At 64.7% G+C, this 16,836-nt stretch carries 9 protein-coding genes and 2 pseudogenes; 2 read left to right on the top strand and 9 right to left on the bottom strand.

Going from position 1 to position 16,836, the window contains the following annotated elements:
• Positions 1 to 126: 126 nt before the first annotated feature.
• From MU856_RS15515 to MU856_RS18775, 7 genes and pseudogenes are all read right to left on the bottom strand, one after another.
• Positions 127 to 1,302 carry a TrbI/VirB10 family protein gene (locus MU856_RS15515; protein ID WP_062901519.1) on the bottom strand — a complete coding sequence of 392 codons (1,176 nt, stop codon included), beginning with the start codon at positions 1,300 to 1,302 and terminating at the stop codon, positions 127 to 129.
• A pseudogene (locus MU856_RS15520) lies at positions 1,299 to 1,511 on the bottom strand (TrbG/VirB9 family P-type conjugative transfer protein); the annotation flags it as partial. The pseudogene MU856_RS15520 and the gene MU856_RS15515, both read right to left, overlap by 4 nt.
• A 237-nt stretch (positions 1,512 to 1,748) precedes the next feature.
• Complete coding sequence (locus MU856_RS15525; protein WP_263587862.1) at positions 1,749 to 2,483, bottom strand: lytic transglycosylase domain-containing protein; 735 nt, start codon at positions 2,481 to 2,483, stop codon at positions 1,749 to 1,751.
• Positions 2,480 to 3,139: a S26 family signal peptidase gene (locus MU856_RS15530; protein WP_263587863.1), complete on the bottom strand. Its 660-nt coding sequence runs from the start codon at positions 3,137 to 3,139 to the stop codon at positions 2,480 to 2,482. The genes MU856_RS15525 and MU856_RS15530 overlap by 4 nt, the downstream gene beginning before the upstream one ends.
• Before the next feature lie 65 nt (positions 3,140 to 3,204).
• Complete coding sequence (locus MU856_RS15535) at positions 3,205 to 3,447, bottom strand: helix-turn-helix transcriptional regulator (RefSeq protein WP_062901505.1); 243 nt, start codon at positions 3,445 to 3,447, stop codon at positions 3,205 to 3,207.
• A 102-nt stretch (positions 3,448 to 3,549) separates the two neighbouring features.
• Positions 3,550 to 4,131: a DUF2285 domain-containing protein gene (locus MU856_RS15540; RefSeq protein WP_263587864.1), complete on the bottom strand. Its 582-nt coding sequence runs from the start codon at positions 4,129 to 4,131 to the stop codon at positions 3,550 to 3,552.
• A 25-nt stretch (positions 4,132 to 4,156) separates the two neighbouring features.
• Positions 4,157 to 4,381: pseudogene (locus MU856_RS18775) on the bottom strand (transcriptional regulator domain-containing protein); the annotation flags it as partial.
• Between the two features lie 376 nt (positions 4,382 to 4,757).
• On the opposite strand from MU856_RS18775, the gene MU856_RS15545 reads away from it, so the two are divergent.
• Complete coding sequence (locus MU856_RS15545; protein WP_263587865.1) at positions 4,758 to 7,838, top strand: TonB-dependent receptor plug domain-containing protein; 3,081 nt, start codon at positions 4,758 to 4,760, stop codon at positions 7,836 to 7,838.
• Between the two features lie 134 nt (positions 7,839 to 7,972).
• Here the strand turns inward: MU856_RS15545 and MU856_RS15550 are convergent, their stop codons facing one another.
• The gene (locus tag MU856_RS15550; protein WP_263587866.1) at positions 7,973 to 9,352 is read right to left on the bottom strand and encodes a serine hydrolase domain-containing protein; all 1,380 of its coding nucleotides are present in this window, start codon (positions 9,350 to 9,352) and stop codon (positions 7,973 to 7,975) included.
• On the opposite strand from MU856_RS15550, the gene MU856_RS15555 reads away from it, so the two are divergent.
• Positions 9,300 to 9,482 carry a hypothetical protein gene (locus MU856_RS15555; RefSeq protein WP_263589012.1) on the top strand — a complete coding sequence of 61 codons (183 nt, stop codon included), beginning with the start codon at positions 9,300 to 9,302 and terminating at the stop codon, positions 9,480 to 9,482. The two genes, MU856_RS15550 and MU856_RS15555, sit on opposite strands and share 53 nt — an antisense overlap.
• 94 nt (positions 9,483 to 9,576) lie before the next feature.
• Here MU856_RS15555 and MU856_RS15560 read toward each other — a convergent pair whose 3' ends face one another.
• The gene (locus MU856_RS15560; protein ID WP_263587867.1) at positions 9,577 to 16,824 is read right to left on the bottom strand and encodes an autotransporter outer membrane beta-barrel domain-containing protein; all 7,248 of its coding nucleotides are present in this window, start codon (positions 16,822 to 16,824) and stop codon (positions 9,577 to 9,579) included.
• Between the last annotated feature and the right edge of the window lie 12 nt (positions 16,825 to 16,836).

Genomic DNA, 16,836 nt, shown 5'->3' on the forward strand with positions numbered 1-16,836 from the left:
TCGATCGCATCGTCGATGCCCGAAACAGGCGATTTTTCACACTCAAATTAATTTTGGATCGGGCCGACTGCAGATCCGAAAGCCTCAACGGCCTTTCCGCGGCGACGGAGCCGAGCCGCAGCCGCCTCATCGACCCTCCTCCATTGGCTCGAACATAAGATCGCGGGTCACGATCACGCGGAAGCCAAAGCCCGGCCGTATCCGGATGGTCGGCGCGATTGCGAGCTCGCGCTCGACGAGCCTGCGCCCGGTCTGGCCGAAGCTGTCCTGTGCGCCCTCGCGGACCGCCCGGACCAGTTCATCATCTCGGCCCGATCCAAGTTCGGCACCAGCCCCCAGCAAGGTCGAAACGAAGGCGGCGCGCAGCATCCTGCCCCAATGATGGTCGGTTCGATCGGCGAGCCCCGACATCCCGGCCGCGTCGGCGCCCGGCTGGCGATCGAGCATGATCGAGCGCCCGCCCGGAAGGATCAGCCGATCCCATGCGAGAAGGACCCGGCTCTGGCCGGGCGCGACCTCGGTGTCATAGGTGCCGATTAGCCTCGCCCCCTGCGGGATGAGCAGATGGCGTCCCGTCGGGCTATCGAAGATGTTCTGGGTAACCTGCGCGGTGATCTGACCCGGCAGATCCGAATGGATGCCGGTGATCAATGCGGCCGGAATGATGCTGCCCGCCTGCAATATATAAGGCGAAGCCGGGGTGCGGATCCGCTCAGCACTTTCGGCATGTTCCGCGCGCGGCGCAAGGAACCCGGTTCTTCCCGCGGACGCCATGGATGGAACGTCCGGTTCCGCGCGCCCCGTCGATCCACGCACGGGAGCCGAAGTCCCCGTCGCAGCGCCGAAAAGACGACTCGACCGCGCCGTCTCTCGTTCTTGCTGTGCCCGCTGAAGCGCCTGCTGACCTGCATCGGGAGGCGGCTCTACCGGTCCGGTCGCCGGCTCGGGTAGCGACTTTCCATCGCGCTGCGCCGATATGATCGGCCGCCCGAGATCGCCGGACAGATGAGGCCCGAGCTTCGGCATGACAGTATAATCCTTCGGCGCCCCGGTTACGGTCTCGGAGCGGCTGCTGGCCGCCGCATCGTAAAGATTTTCCGGCGTCTCATGTGCGGTCGGCCTAAGCGCGTAGAGAAGCGCGCCGCCAATCGCGACGCCCGCCGCGCCGCCCGCGATCACCAGCGCCTTTCGCGACAGGCGCATGACGCGCGGCGGGTCGGCGGCAAGCCGAAAGGGTTCGGCGGCAGCGGGGTCTGGATCTGGCAAGTCCGCCGCCGGGATCTGCCGCTGGCTGCCGGTCATGACGCGCTCCGTCCGCGCTTGATGCGAACGGATTTAGCGGCCCGCCCAGCGCCGAGCCGCAGCTCGGCGCGCTCGAACAGGCGATCGACGACGATATAGCGGCCTTCGACCCGGTAGTTGACGAGCTCCGCCTGATCCTTTTCGTCCAGGATGAAGAGCGGCGGCATGTCACCCGCCGCAATGCTCTCGCCGAACTCGACGAATGGCTGAAGCGAAGATGACGGCGTAGCGTCTCGGCATGGAGCCGGCGGTCATAGGGCTCGCTCATGACCGCTCCCTTGCTGCCGCCCGTTGCCGGTCATCGGCCCCGTAGATCTCGGCGGCTATGGCTTCGTCGGTCTTGCCGCCCTGCGCGCTGCGCCGGGCAGCGCCAGGGCGGCAGGAGCGCCGCGCCAATACCGGGTGAATTGACGCGCGCGAATGCGAGTGGATTGCGCGATCAGCCATCACCGAGCCTTTCGTGACCGCAGCGGGAAAAGCCGATCGGGACCGGCGCCAGGCGCGCGGCCATCGTCCCCCGGCGCGTCCGAACCGGGCGACGATGCAGCGCCGGGGTCATTCTCCAAGCCCCTCGAGAGGACAGCGAAAATATCGGCGCCGCGCCAACCGGGCGCTGGGGGGAGCTGAGCTTCGGCGCGGCGACCGGGCGAGCCGGCTTCGAGGTCGGGCGCAATCGCTGCGACATAGGCGAGGGTTTCGGCGGGCAATTGCCGGCGCCCGGCGACATAGGCGTCGACGCGCCCGGGACCCGCATTATAGGCGGCGAGCATCAACCGAAGGTCGTGATAGCGATCCCACATCGCGCGCAGATAAGCCGTGCCGGCGTGGATATTGGCGCGGGCGTCGAAGGGGTCGGGCCCGAGACGATGCCTTTGCGTCAGCATCGCCCATGTCGCGGGCATGATCTGCATCAGGCCCCTCGCGCCCGCTCGCGAGACGGCGCGCGGGTTGCCGCGGCTTTCGGCATGCATGACGCGCCAGATCCATTCCTCGGGGATGCCGAAGCGCCGCGCCGCATCGGACACCGAGGCCGCGTAAGGATGCACAGGCAGCGGCGTTTCGGCTGCCGCCGCGATGCTCGGCACTGGCGCGGCAAGCGCGGCTGCGGCGGCACCCGCGTGAGCGGCGCGGCCCAAGGCGCGCGCAAGAATGATGCCGCGAAGATGCGTGGAGCCGGTCATCGATCGGCGGCGCCGCGCGCAAGCAAGGAACGCGCGGCGGCCTTGCTCGCGTCGCGCCGGCGGCCGAATGGCTCGAAGCTGCTCGATATTGCTTCCCCAAATTGGAAGATGGGCGGGATGGAGTCGCGAGGAGCGCCGGCGCGCGGGTCGATCGATGTACCGCGGGTGACGAGCGGCTGCGCCGTGCCGATCAGCCCGGAGACGGGGATCGGCCCGAAATAGCGGCTGTCGAGACTGTCGCGCGCTGCGTTGATCAGGAATATCTCGCCATGCGCGACGGTGCGGCATCCGGTCCAGATGGGAAGCGGCCGGTTCGCCCGGTCGCGCGCCAGCGCGCGGGCGACGCCCACCCCGTCGATCGTCACGAAGGTGCCCGATCGGCAGACGAGCGCGCCGGGGCGTCCGGCGACGCGCTTGAGAAGCGGCACATCGGGCGGCAGATATCCGCGCGCGCCGAGGAAGCTCGCAAGCTCGGGCGGCGGCACGATCGCGACAAGGTCGCCGGTTCCGGGCGCTGCGCCGACATGGATCCAGTAGAGGCCTACCGCCGCGCTGGCGCTTGCATTCCAGAGGAGACGCGGCGCCGGTTCCAGCCAGCAAATGGCGGTAAAGAGCGCGCCGAACAGCGTCGCCGCCGCGGCGCTCGAGCCAAGCATCGCGCGGTTCGCGCGCCTCCGGTCCGACAGCAGGATCGAACATGGAAAAGAAGGAGGCCCGCACATCAGCGCGATCGCTTCCGCGCGGGATATACCGTGCTGATGCCGGGATCGAAGGTCGATGTGCGGCGGCCAAGGTCGACCCAGGCGTCGAGTTCTTCGATCACATAGAGCACACGCCCCCCAACCTTGCGGAAGACCGGTCCGGTTCCGTAGCAGCGGTGCTTCTCCATCGTGCGATTCGAAAGGCCGACGCGTTTTGCGGCTTCGGGGGTCGTGAGAAAGCGCGGCGGGTGGCGGGTTGCCATGGTAAGCTCCTTTCAGACGCCGGATCGAAGAGCGCTGGCCGGCGGGCGGTGTCGGCTCATGGCGTGAAGCATGAGGCTGGGGGGAGCGGCTGAATTCTGCGGCTATTTTTGTCGCACCGCACGGCCCGAAAGCAGAGCGCGGTAGCCGCCGGCTGCGAGCGCCTCAGCCTCGCGGATCAGGCGCTGGGTGCGTCGGCGCTCGGGCGATGCCTTCCATACCGCGCCGCGGCCGGTAGCCAGCCGAGGGTAAACGAGCCGACTGGCGATGGCGTGGCTCGTGGCCCTGGCGGCCTGCCGCAGGTCGAGGATCGAGAGGAGAAGGTCGAGCCGCTGCGCCTGGTAAGCGGTCGGACGCGGGACCGCGGCAGGCGCGGATGCGCCGCGCCGCCACCGGTCGAAATCGCTAAGAGCGGCGAGGCGCGTCGCGGTCATCGCATCGAAGGGGACGATAGCGGCGAGCGGCCCATCCCGCCGAGCGCCGCGCAGCCAGACCCGGTAAAATGATGCACCGCCGCCAAGGACCAGGTGCGTCCCCTCGGGCCCGCTATACCGGTGCGCAGGTTGCGGCCAGCAGGCCGGATCGAAGCGCGGCGTGGCCGGGATGCCGGGAGACGCCGCATCGAGGATGACGACATAGGGGCAGAGCGCCGCGTCCCAGAAGGCCGGCGCGTCGACGGCCGGCACGCGGGGGTCGAGCGGGAAAGCTGAGTCCCCATCGCCGGGCCATCACCTCCTGCGACCCGGGCCGCGCGTCGCGCTGCGCGATCAGGCGGGCGTACTGACTGCAATAATCCGGGCTGCGACGAAGAAATTCCTGGGCATAGCCGGGAAAGTCGAGGCGCGGTCGCCGATGCGTTTCCTCTTTCGCCGCTGCCATGACCGCCTCCCCGCAAGCCAGCAGATTCGGGGCTGGAGCGGCAAAGGCCAATTCCATGCCAGGGGCATATATATGCCCATTAGTGGGTATCCCGCCCGGCCAGGCCGGGCGTGAGAGCGGCTCAGTCGCCGCGCCTCGCCAGGGCGTTCAATCCGCCGCGCGACTGCCGACTTTAACTCAGAGCCCCAAAAGACGGCTCCGTCGCACCGCGGGCGACTTCCGTCGCTTTCATAGAGTGCCTCGCCGGGCGTGACCTACCAATCGCGCTGCGGCCTGCCGCAAACGGGCGCGGTACGGCAAGGCGATTGCGCCAAGCTGCCCGGGGTTGGGTTGTCGATGCTCCCTGCCCCCTTCCGCGCCATCAACTCAGGAGGCCCGCCAACACTCGACGCTCAGAGGTGCGCAGGTGGAGGGCGGGGAAAAAGGGCAATTTATGAAAAAACGAAATATGATGATGGCCAGCTTGCTGGGCAGCTCAAGCGCTGCTTGCGTTCTATTGCCGGCGAGCAGCTTGCTTTTTGTGGCGCCAGCCTATGCCCAGAGCCAGCCGGCGGCCGATACACCATCGCCCCAAACCGAGCAGCTTGTCGGCGTCGGCGAGGCGGCAGAGACGGGCGAAGAAATCGTCGTCACGGGTTCACTGTTTCGCCGCGCCAACACCGAAACACCCTCGCCGGTTACAGTGCTCTCGTCGACAACGCTCGAGCAGCGCGGTTTGAACACCGTCGCCGAAGCCCTTCAGCGCGTCACCGCAGGCAATGCGGGCACGATGACGCAGGGCTGGAACTCGGGGAACAATTTTGCCGCCGGGGCCAATGCCGTAGCGCTTCGCGGACTGACCGTCCAATCGACGCTCAGTGTGTTTGACGGACTGCGAATGGCGCCTTATCCGCTCGCGGACGACGGCCAGCGCAATTTCGTCGATCTCAACACGATTCCGAACGCCGTCATCGAGCGCATAGAAGTCCTGCGCGACGGCGCGTCATCGACCTATGGCGCTGACGCGGTCGCCGGCGTCATCAACGTCATCACCAAAAAGCAGATCGAGGGCCTGCATGCCAATGGATCGGCCGGTGTTTCGCAGCGCGGCGACGCGGGCGAGGTCCGGTTCGACGCGACCTATGGCTATGGCAGCCTCGCTGATCAGGGCTTCAACGTCTATGTCAGCGGCGAATATCTGAAGCAGGATGCGCTATGGGCCCGCGACCGCGGCTATCCCTACAACACCTCCGACTGGAGCAGAATCTGCAACGCGGCGGGCTCCTGCCTGCCCAACCTCAATCCGAATGGCGTAAGTCCCGACGGCTACTTCAACGGCTTCTCGGCCGTTCCGGGCGTAGCCGCCGTTCGTCCCGTGACGACCGACGGGGCAAGCATCGGCTCCGGCCGCTTCGCCTATCTGAATCCGGCGGCGGGATGCGGACGTTGGGACACCATCCAGGTGACACCCGCGCAGGTCGACGAAGCGGTGACGGCGCCGGCCGACGGCCGTGTCTGCACCTATAATCCGACGGGCCAATATTCGATGCTGCAGCCCGATATTGAACGCTATGGATTCACCGCGCGCTTTACAGCGAACCTCGGCGAGGATCATCAGCTTTACGCGCAGGGCAATTTCTATCAGACCAATACCTTCTCATCGTCGGCACCGCGCAGCTGGACCGATCGTCCGACCGTTCCACGCAGCGGCGCGGTTGTCTATAATGTGATCGCGCCCGTCTATGTCTGCCCCACGGGGGTCGGCACGCTCAACGGCGTGGGAACCGGGTGCAACGCCACCAATGGTGTGCTCAATCCTTACAACCCCTATGCGGGCGCGGGGCAGACTGCCCAGATCCAGTTCATGCCGGATCGTCCAACAACCGACGAAACGTCCGGGCGTTCTCTGCGCGGTGCGATCGGCCTGTCGGGTTCCTTCGGGGACAGCTGGCGCTATTCGGCAGAATTCACGGCGTCTAACGTACAGCTCACCCGCGTCCAGAACGGCTATGCGATTCCGCAGCGGATCATGGACGTCGTTGCGCGCGGGACATTCAACTTTGCCAATCCCGAAGCCAATTCGCAGGCGGTGTGGGATTATGTGATGCCGACGAACATCACGCGATCGGAATCGAACCTGTGGCAGGCCACCGCCAACGTCACCCGTTCGCTGTTCGAATTGCCGGGCGGCACGCTCGAAGCTGCCTTGGGCTTGGCCTATCGTCACGAATCGATCGATGCGCCCAGCGCCAATCCGCAGAACGACGCCCATCCCTATGATCGCTATTATGTGATCAATGCCGTCGGCACATCGGGCAGCCGCAACGTCTTCTCCGGCTTCGGGGAAATCAATGCGCCGATCCTCGATCAGCTCGAAGTCAATCTGTCGGGACGCTACGACAGCTATTCTACCGGACAGAGCAATTTCTCGCCGAAGGTGGGCGTCAAGGTCACGCCGATCCCGCAGATCGCTCTGCGCGGCACCTGGTCAAAGGGCTTCCGCATTCCGAGCTTCAACGAATCCTTCGGCACTCCGACCACCGGCTTCGTATCGCAGGGCGGCGGCACCTTCTGTGCGACCTATGCGGCATTCTGCGCGGCGCATGGCAACAACGCCTATGCCACCTCGCCGTTTTCGGTGGGCCTGACCAACGTCGGCAATCCGAAACTGTCCCCGGAACGGTCCGAAAATATCACCCTTGGCGCAATTTTCGAGCCGATTCCGAACCTGAGTTTCACGATCGATTTGTGGCGGATCAAGGTCCGCGACCAGATCGTCGGCGTCAGCAACATCGGCCCGGTCATCGCTGCCTATTACGCCAACAACGGGGTAGTGAATATTCCGGGCTTCACCGTGACTCCCGGCGTTGTCGACCAAGCAAACCCCAGCGCGCTGCCGCACATCGGCACCATCCTTGCCTCTTATGCCAATGCCAACCGGCAGGAACTTCAGGGTGTCGATCTTGGCGTCAACGCACGGTTCGACCTGACCGACAATCTGCGCCTGACGAGCGCGTTCGAGGCGTCCTATCTCGACAGGAACCATCTGACGCTGGTCGATCCGCTGACGGGCGAAGCCCAGGATCCGCAAAAGTTCGAGGGGACGCTCAGCCCCTGCAACACGACGTCCTGCTCAGGTTCGCCCAAGTGGCGCGCCACGTGGCAGAACACGCTGGCGTTCGGCAATACGACGGTTTCGGTAACGGCCTACTACACCGCCGGCTATCACGTCTCGCAAGTCGATTTCGGCGCGACGCCGGGCGATTGCGCAAGCGCGGTAGACGCGGGTGCAGCGGCCTATCCCGACGGAAGCCCGGTGATGTGCAAGTCGAAGGCGATCTGGAACGTCGATCTGACCGCGTCGCAAAAAGTGAACGACAAATTCACCCTCTATGCCAACGTCCTGAACCTGTTCGACACCAAGGCGCCGTTCGATCCGAACGCGGCCTATGGCATTTACGGTTACAACCCGGCGTGGGCGGGCCCGAACATCATGGGCCGCTACTTCCGCATCGGCGCCAAACTCGACTTCTAGGACTTCGGTACCCAGCAGCTGGGGGGCGGCGTTTATCGCCTCCCCCCTTTTTTTGCGCGTAATTGGCGGCGATAGTCTTGCCCGGAACGACGTCTTTCTGATCAATCGCCGGGTGCGCAGATAAATTCGCCAGTCTATTCGGGCCGAAAGCGCGTCAGCCTTCCATCGGCAGCGGCGGATGCGGTCCAGACGACCGCCTTATATTGGAACGCGAGCCTGTACCGCCGCTCACCGTCCGCTTTGACCTCCAGCAATTCCACCGTTCGCAGCGGGCCCATGCCGCGCAGCATCGCGCGCGCGAATGGCGAGACGATACTCGATGCGGCATCCTGCCCCGTCGGAGCGAACGCCGCCGCCGCGCCGGTATCGCCCGCCGCGGCCTTTGTCACCGCGACGCGAATATTTGCCGCGATCGCCGGGCGATCATCCGCGATTACGGGTTCCGGCGCCAAGGGCGGCAACAAGGTGTCGATGATCGCCTCTGCGATCAGCGGGTGCAGGACCTGCTGGTTCGTCAGCACGATGACCGTCAGCTTGCGATCCTCGATGCGCCAGATGTCGGCAAGCGCCGGCCCACCGCTATGCCCCGCCAGCGTGACGCCGCGATAGGGGCGCGCGATCCAGCCCAGGCCGAAAGGCGCGCGGCGGCCGTTGGTCAACGTCGCCGCTTTCTCGAGCTCACGGATGCTTTCCGGTTTCAGCACGCGCCCAGCATCGAGACCTGCGAACAGCTTGGAAAGGTCTTCGATTGAAGAATAGAGGCCGCCCGCGCCATATCCTTGCGGTGCAAAGAAGAAATCGCTCGTCGTCAGCCTGTCGTCGCGCAGACCATAGATCTGGGCGCGTCGCGGCAGCAGGTCGCCGATGCGCACGGTGCCGTCGTCGCTCGCATTGGCGAACGCCGTTGCGCGCATATCCAGCGGCTCGAACAGCTGCTTGTGTAAAAGTCGCGGCAAGGTGTCGCCGCCCGCTTTCTCCAATATGACGCGCAGCACCGCAAAATCTGTAAATCCATATCGCGCCTCGCTCCCCGGGACATAAGCGAGCCGCGCGGCCATCGTGGTGGCGAGAATGCTCTCAAGCGTCGCATCGCGCGTCGCGCCGCGTTGCTCAGCCAGCCCCGATGTGTGATCGGCCAATTGCCTGACGCGGATGGCTGACCAACTGGCAGGCGCGTCCGGAAGCCAGCGCGTCACGGGGTCGTCGAGACCGAGCTTGCCCTGTTCGGCAAGCCGCATCAGCAGCATGCCGGTAAACATCTTGGTTGCCGAAGCGAGCTGGAACCGCGTGTCGAGCCCGACCGGTGCATCCCATTCAAGATTGGCGGTGCCATAGGCCGCGATCTTCACGATCCGCCCCTGCTCGACGACCGCGACCGCCACGCCGGGAATGTGGTTCAATTCCATTTGCCGGCCGACGATCAAGTCTATCGGATCGGGACGGGGCGCGCAAAGCGCTGGGGTGGCCCAGGTGCCGACGGCGGCTGCAAGGAGGATCGCGAGCGTGCGCGGCACCCTTTTGCTCTTGCGCCGGCTCGTGCTGCCCGAAATCCGCATCGCGCATATCCTCTGGTCTTTGGCCGGTTCCTGCCGCGACGCCCGCTATGGTAAGGATGACATCGCGATCAGCAACCTTGATGAATGACCCCGCTCAAAAGCCAATGGCACGGTCCGGATTTTCATCCAGACCGTGCTATCGTACCCGCTTGGGGTGGGACTAATCCCCAAGGGGAGAGACGTCAGAAGCGGACCGTGAGGCCGCCCATGACGCTATTGCGCTTCGTGCCCGCGAATTCCCCGGCATATCCGGCCTGGACGCGGACACTGTCGGTGAGGTCGAGACCAAGGCCGACGGCGACGCGCATCGCGGTCTTCTCGCGCTCGATGCCGTTCACCACGATCGCGCTGCCGGCGCCGGTGAATTGGCCCGAGACCAGGACGTCGCCATCGCTCAGCATCTGGCGCACGCCCAGCTGGGCATAGGGCGTGATGCCGATGCCCCCGGTCTGGAAGCGGCCCGACACATTGACAGCCGCCTCACCGAAGAGGCTGCTCTTGCTGCCCTTGTCGATGGTAAGACCGAAATCACCGGCCCCCTGCTCGACCGCCGCGCCGCGGCTGGTGCGGACATAGGTCACGCCCAATTTGGGTGCGATCGACCACGAACCCAGCTGCACCTGATAGTCGACGCCCAGATCGACCACCCAGCTATTAAGGTCGTATTTCGCCTTCGCCTCGCTGTCGGTCACCAACAGCCGGCGATGGGTCTCGGCCTTGCCGCCGCTGACCGCCAGCAGCCCATGGATGCCAAAGCCGCCCAGCGTCGCGTCGGCAAAGACACCGCCAGCCAGCGCATCCATATCGGTCTTCGCACCCAGGCCACCGATCGTCTGATCGCTGTTCAGGCCGCCGAAGAACAGGCCGACCTGCGCATCTTCCCCGAAGCCGTAGCCGACGCCGCCGAAGAAGCCGGTGCGGGTCAGATGGCTGTGCGAGGCGCCAGTGTTGCCGCCGGTGGCATTGACGTCGGCACTTCCGGTGAGGAACTGGCCAAAGCTGTACAGCCCGCTATGCCCAGCCTTGGCCGCCTTGGCGCTTTGAGCCCCATCGACCAGCGACAGGCTGTTCTCGATCCCGAGTTGCAGCGCCGAGCCATAGGCTTCGGGCGTGAGCTGGCGGAACGCCGCCTGGTTGACGACGCCTTGCGCATCGACGAGCACCGGCAGCCCGGCCGTGAAGGCTTGCACGCCATAACCGCCGCGCAGCACCTCGTTGGCATAATCGACACTGGCGTGGATGTTGGTCGGATAGGCATCGTCGTTGAGGAACTCGCTCTGAATCTGGAGCTTGTTGCCATTCTGGACGACGAAGCCGAAGACGTCCGCCGATTTGTTGATCGTCGTGAAGCGGCCGGTGATGCCGCCCTGCGCCACGACAAGGTCGAGCGTGTTGCCCGGCGTCCCTTGCAGTACGCCGGTGATGTCGATCGCGGCGCCGTTCGCGATGGTCAGCTTGCCCGAGATGTTGAGCAGGTCGCTGACTGTCGGCGAGACTTCGATGAGCAGGTTGGAACCCGCCGCGAAGTTGACATTGCCGTTGACGGTCATCGTCCCCGGCGATGCGCCCGGCGAGAGCGTGCCCGCCACATTGATGTCGGCGTTCACGATACCCGCCGAGCCAAAGGTCGCGCCATGGGCCACCTCGATCGCGCTGCTCGAGGAGATGACGCTGCCGGCCTGACCGATCAGGCGTCCGCCGGTGATGCTGACATTGTCCCAGCTGCTGGTGCCCGCGATCGAGACCACGCCGCCCGCGACGTCGAACTTTTCGAAGCTGCTATAGTTTGATCCGTCGAACGCGGTCGGCGAGGCATAGGTACCGCTGGTGTCGAAACGCAGGCGATCGGTGCCGGCGCCGCCCGTGACGGTGCCCGAGATGCCGTCGAGACCGGTCAGGGTGAGCGTGTCGTCGCCGTCGCCCAGATCGACATTGCCCTCGATCGACCCGGCGACAATCAGCGTGTCCGCCCCCGCGCCGCCCGTAACATCAGCGATCAATTGCTTGCCCGCCAGTATATTGACGGTGCCGTTGTTCAGGAACACGCCGCCGGTGTGGGCGGCGTCCTCGTCGATGCGCAGCTCGCCCGCACCGGACGCCTCCAGCCGCTCGAACCCGCTCTGCTGCAGGCTGCTGAGCAGGCGTGTCGTGCCGGCATTCTGGATCAGCGCCAGCGTGTCATTGCCTTCGCCGCCGGCCACAACGCCCGCGACGGTCGCGCCGCTGCCCAGGGTGAAGCGGTTGTCGGCATCGTCGAAGATCACGCCCGACGCGGTAAGGTGGGTGTCCTCGCCAAGTTCGAAATGCCCGCCCTTCACATTCACCGTTTCAAAGCTGTAATTGCCGCCCGTTAGCGCCAGCGTCCCCTCGCCTTCGGACACCAGATCCTCGAACGAGATGATCTGCGACGCGACCACGGTGCGGCTATCGGCCGCGCCCGACTGGACGCGGAGCAGGTCGCGACCCGCGCCGCCGTTGACAATGCCTTCGAAATTCACGCCTTCGCCGATGATCAGCTCATTATCGATATCGCCGGTGAAGTTGACCTGCTGGCCCGCACCCAGATCGCCAGTCAGGGTAAGCGGCGATGCGCCCGACACATTCGCGATTTCAAAGCCGTACATGCCCGCGATCGACGATGCACCAGTCAGGTTGAGGTTGAGCGTGTCGGTGCCTGCCCCGCCATCGAGCGCGCCTTCAAGCAGTCCCGAAAGCTGCATCGTCAGCGTGTCGTCGCCGCCGCCAAGCGAAACGCCGCCCGTCAGCGCGCCCTCGATGGTCACGGATTGCGCGCTGTCGTCGCCGATCACGTTGCGAACCGAACCATTGCTGCCGGTGAGCACCAGATTGGCATTTTCGAGCAGTTCGAGATTGTTATAGGTCTGCCCGGCGTCGAGATTCACCGTCAGCGTACCCGGGCCATAGGCGCCGAACGAGTCGAAGTTGACCACCGAGCCGGGGATCGAGCCGTTGCCGCCGTCGAGATTGAACACGAAGGTGTTGTTCCCCGCGCCGCCGTCGATCGTTCCGGTCACGGTGCCGCCGCCGCGTGCGATATAGCGATCGTCGCCATCGCCAAGATCGAGATCGCCATCGATCGTGCCCGCGTTGGTGACGACGTCGTTGCCGCCGTTCATATAGACGCTGCCGTCGACCGTGGCGCCGGCCTTGAGCGTCAGCGTGTTCGCGCCATTGTTGCCGCCGATATCGCCGCTGAAGGTGACGCCTTCGGCAATGCTGGCGTTACCGCCATCTTCACTGGCCAGCGACACCGTCGCGCCGTCGCCGAGCAGCAACCGCCGATAGCCGTCGGTGCTCTGGTCGATGTTGAGCATGCCCGCGCCTTCGGCGGCAAGCTGTTCGAAGCCGGTGATGTTGCCGGTCGAGCTCAGATTGCGCGTCTGCCCCTGCGCGAGTTTGAACGCCAGCGTGTCGATGCCGTCGCCGCCGTCGACAAGGCTGTTCACATTGCCTGTGCCTTCGAGCGTCAGCTTGTTATTGCCTTCGCTGAAATTGACGCCGCTGGCCGATGACAGCGACGCGCCGTCGCCGATGCTGAGATTGCCGGCGATGTCGACCGACTCGAAGCTGTAGCTCTCGCCGTTCAGGGCCAGCGTGCCGTCGCCGCCGGTGATCAGACGCTCGAACGAGACCAGCTGCCCCGCGATGATCGTGCGGTTGCTCTCGGCGCCGGTGTTGATCTCGATCGTATCGGTGCCGGCACCGCCATCGGCGCGTCCGTTGAAGGTCGCCTCCGTATCGACGATGAAAAGATTGTCCGCCTCGCCGAAATTGATCGACTGGCCCGCACCCAGCGTGCCTGCGAGCGTCAACGACGCGCTGCCGGCGACATTCACCACTTCGAAATTGAACAGGTCGTTGACCGTCGAGGCCGCAGTCAGCTTGAGATTGAGCGTGTCGGTGCCGGCCCCGCCATCGAGCGCGCCCGACAGCTCACCGCCCAGGTTCAGCGTCAGAACATCGTCGCCGCCGCCCAGTGAAACGCCGCCGGTCAACGCGCCGTCGATCGTCACATTCTGGGCGCTGTCATCGCCGATGACATTTTCGACCGAGCCGTTCGAACCCGTGAGGACCAGATCCGCCCCTTCGAGCAGTTCGAGATTGGTATAGCTCTGTCCCTTGTCGAGGTTGACCGTCAGCGTGCCCGGACCATAGGCGCCGAACGAGCTGAAATTCAGGACCGATCCCGGAATTTCTCCCTCGCTTCCTTCCAAGCGGAAGACGAAGGTGTTGTTGCCGGCGCCGCCGTCGATGTCGCCGGTCACGATCCCGCCGCCCGATGCGATATAGCGATCGTCGCCGTCGCCGAGGTTCACATTCCCCTCGATCCGGCCCGAATTGGTGACGACGTCGTCACCCGCCCCCATGTCGACGTCCCAGCCGATCGTGCCGCTGTTTTCGAGGCTGTCGTTGCCGCCGCCCATCGACGCGCCGCCCGCGATCGTTCCGGCGTTGACGATCTGTTCGTCCTGGTCGGTTCCGGTGAAGGTATAGCCGCTGTTGCCGCTCGCCGACGAAACGCTGTCCCCGGCATCGACGTGCACGGCGATATTGGCAAGCTGCAGCGAATCGGAGTCGATATTGCCAAAGATCGACACCTTGCCCGACCCTGCGGTGCCCTGCAGCCGGGTCAGCGCCTCGAACCCGAAGAACTGGCCTGCATTGATGCGCTTCGCGATGTCGCCGGTGAGATCAACCGCGATGATATCGTTCCCGTCGCCGCCATAGGCCGATCCGGTCAGGCTGCTGCCGCCACCCAACACATAGGTGTCGTCGCCTTCGCCAAGCCGCAGATCGCCATCGAGTTTGCCATAATTGCGGAACTGGTCGTCATAATTGCCCGGATCGACATTGCCCTGAATCAGGTTGCGATTGGTGATGCTGTCGGTCGTGCCCACAGTGTGAATGGCGCCGGCCAGGCGGCGATAGGCCTCGGTTACGCCCTGATCCTCGCGGAACAATGTTTCCGCGTGCCCGCGAATTGTTCCGTCATTTTCAAGCTCGAAGGCCGCGCCCGCCGCCCCGTCGCCGCCGACGATAACGGCACTGGAACCGGCGCCCATCGCCTCGATGGTGCCGCTGTTGACGACGCGACCCTTGGCGGTGTCGCCATTCAGCCCAATAACAACGGCGGCATTGAAACGGACGGTGCCATCATCCGAATTCGTCCATGCGCCGCCATTGGCCGAAATCAGGCCGCTGTTGACCAGTGACGACACCAGCATCGGCTGATCGGGATCAAGGCGCGATACGATAAGGACGCCTCGTCCACCCATCCCGTCGACCCGGATCGTGCCGCTGTTCACCACCTCATTGTGGGCACTGTCGAGCGAAACGCCGCTCACTCCGCGACCGGTCGTTTCAACCAATCCTTCGTTGCGGAAGCGCAGGCTGTTGTCGACCTCATAGCTGATGTCATAGAGGCGGACGCCGTATTGCTCGTAATCATAGAATGTTTCTTGCGCGCCGCTGTTGCGGATCGTCCCCGTGTTCACGACGTTGGCAAGCGGACCATCGGAGTTCGAGGCATCGAACTGCATCCCCACCGCATGATCATAGTCCGATGTCGTTTCGATCGTTCCCTCGTTGCGGAACTCCAGCGTTTTCACCGAGCTGCCGAGGTCGCCGACATTGAAGAAAACGCCATCGCCGTCGGTCGCGCGGATCAGCGCGGTGTTGAGGAAGCTGGTGACGCCTGCCCGGCCATAGACGCCCTTGGTGCTGACCACATCGGCATTGTTGGTAAAGCGCATACCGCGCGTCACGTTGGCAATGTCGCGCAGATAGACGCCGAAACCATCAGCATTGATCTTCGCTGAGTTGACGACCGAGCCATCGCCGACGAGCATCAGCCCGGCGTCGAGCGTCTGCGACGCCGCGACGGTGACGATGGTATCGGCGCCCGATGCTTCGATCCCGTGCATTTCGAAGCCGCTGTTGCCGTTGCCGAGAATGTCGTTCGACAGCGTGTTGGTCGCACTTGCGACAAAGGAACGGCCATAGCCGTCGAGACCTTCGCCGCCCTCGATCGTGCCGGTCACGCCATTGGTCGCACCGTTATAGAGGAACATGTCTTCGCGATTACCAAGATCGACGTCGCCGGTGATCGTGCCCGAATTGACCACCATGTCGGTGCCATCGCCGCCCTGAACGGCGATGCGGCGGCCGTCGACCATGCCGCCAGTGATCGTTCCGGCGCGGGTGCCGCCTTTCGAGAAGTTCCATACGGTATTGCGAAGCACCATCGTGCCGCGCAGGCTTTCGACCGCGGCGCCGGTATTGGCGCTGATGTCGCCGACATTTTCGATATAATTATCGCCGTTGGCGGCGAGAACGCCGCTGGAGCCACCGATGATGTTGCCAAAACCGCCACTGGCCGCGCCCGTTCCACTGCTATTCTCGGTCAGGATATTATAAAGCTTCCCGCCGTCCAGCCGGACCCCGACGCCGGAGGCATCCGAATTGCCAAATTGCCCGCCCACGCTGATCTTCGTCGAATTGAAGACCCGGCCCGAGCTTTTGATCAGCGTCACGTTCGGGAAAGCCGCATTGGTCGAATTGACCCAGGTATTGGCTTCAAGAAAGATATCCGCATTGCCGCCGACAATCGCGGTGCCTTCCAGAATCTGGACGCGCGAATTATTCCTCAGCCGCAGCGATTCGGCGTTGGTCACGTCGATCAGACCCCTGAAGGTGCTTCCACCACCAACGTCGCCCTCGATAATGAGCGAGAGCTTGCCGTCGCCCCCAGCTCCCTGGTCCTGCGACGTCGACCCCGACAGGACGCGGATCGCCTGCTGTGTTTCCTTGGGCTGGTCGGCCGCCGCCACCGAAAAGGTCAGCACGACCGTGCCGTCACCGGCAAATTGAAGCGGCCCGTGACGTAGATTCATAAGCGCATTGTCGGGCAGTTTCGACGGATCGCTGGGAATCGGCGAGCGCGAACGATTTTCGAGCGTGAGGACCGTGTCATTCCCCGACGCTTCATAAACCGTTCCACCGTCGAACGGCGTGCCCGTCGCCGCATCCGCGCGCACGAACTGCTGCGTCGTATTGCCCTTCGGTTCGGTGAACACGACATTCTGCGTCTGGCTGGAATTTGCACGGAGCCACACCGTGTCGCGCCCGCCGGCATCGGTAAGCGGGCCGGTCGTCAGGCCGGTCAGATCGAGGACGCCGGTGTCGGCATTGACGCGCGAGATGTCGACGACGACCCGGTCGTTGCCCGTGCCCAGCTCGACCGCGACCGGGGCCTGCCCCTCTTCCAGAACGACCGTCTGATCCTGCGCCCGGGCAGACGCCGCCATCATCAGGGGGACGAGCGCGCCGCCGAGCAGAAGCGCGGCCCGGCCGCGGATTGCTGCGCTGCCGCGGCTGGGAGAAAGGGCGGCGGAATTGATACGGTTCACTGGAAACATCCT

The organism is Sphingopyxis sp. GC21 (genome assembly GCF_025727575.1).
GTDB lineage: Bacteria > Pseudomonadota > Alphaproteobacteria > Sphingomonadales > Sphingomonadaceae > Sphingopyxis > Sphingopyxis terrae_A.

Bases quoted from the DNA above. Each gene is read 5' to 3' on its own strand.
- MU856_RS15515 (WP_062901519.1), bottom strand. From the start codon at position 1,302: ATGACCGGCAGCCAGCGGCAGATCCCGGCGGCGGACTTGCCAGATCCA.
- MU856_RS15525 (WP_263587862.1), bottom strand. From the start codon at position 2,483: ATGACCGGCTCCACGCATCTTCGCGGCATCATTCTTGCGCGCGCCTTG.
- MU856_RS15530 (WP_263587863.1), bottom strand. From the start codon at position 3,139: ATGCTTGGCTCGAGCGCCGCGGCGGCGACGCTGTTCGGCGCGCTCTTT.
- MU856_RS15535 (WP_062901505.1), bottom strand. From the start codon at position 3,447: ATGGCAACCCGCCACCCGCCGCGCTTTCTCACGACCCCCGAAGCCGCA.
- MU856_RS15545 (WP_263587865.1), top strand. From the start codon at position 4,758: ATGAAAAAACGAAATATGATGATGGCCAGCTTGCTGGGCAGCTCAAGC.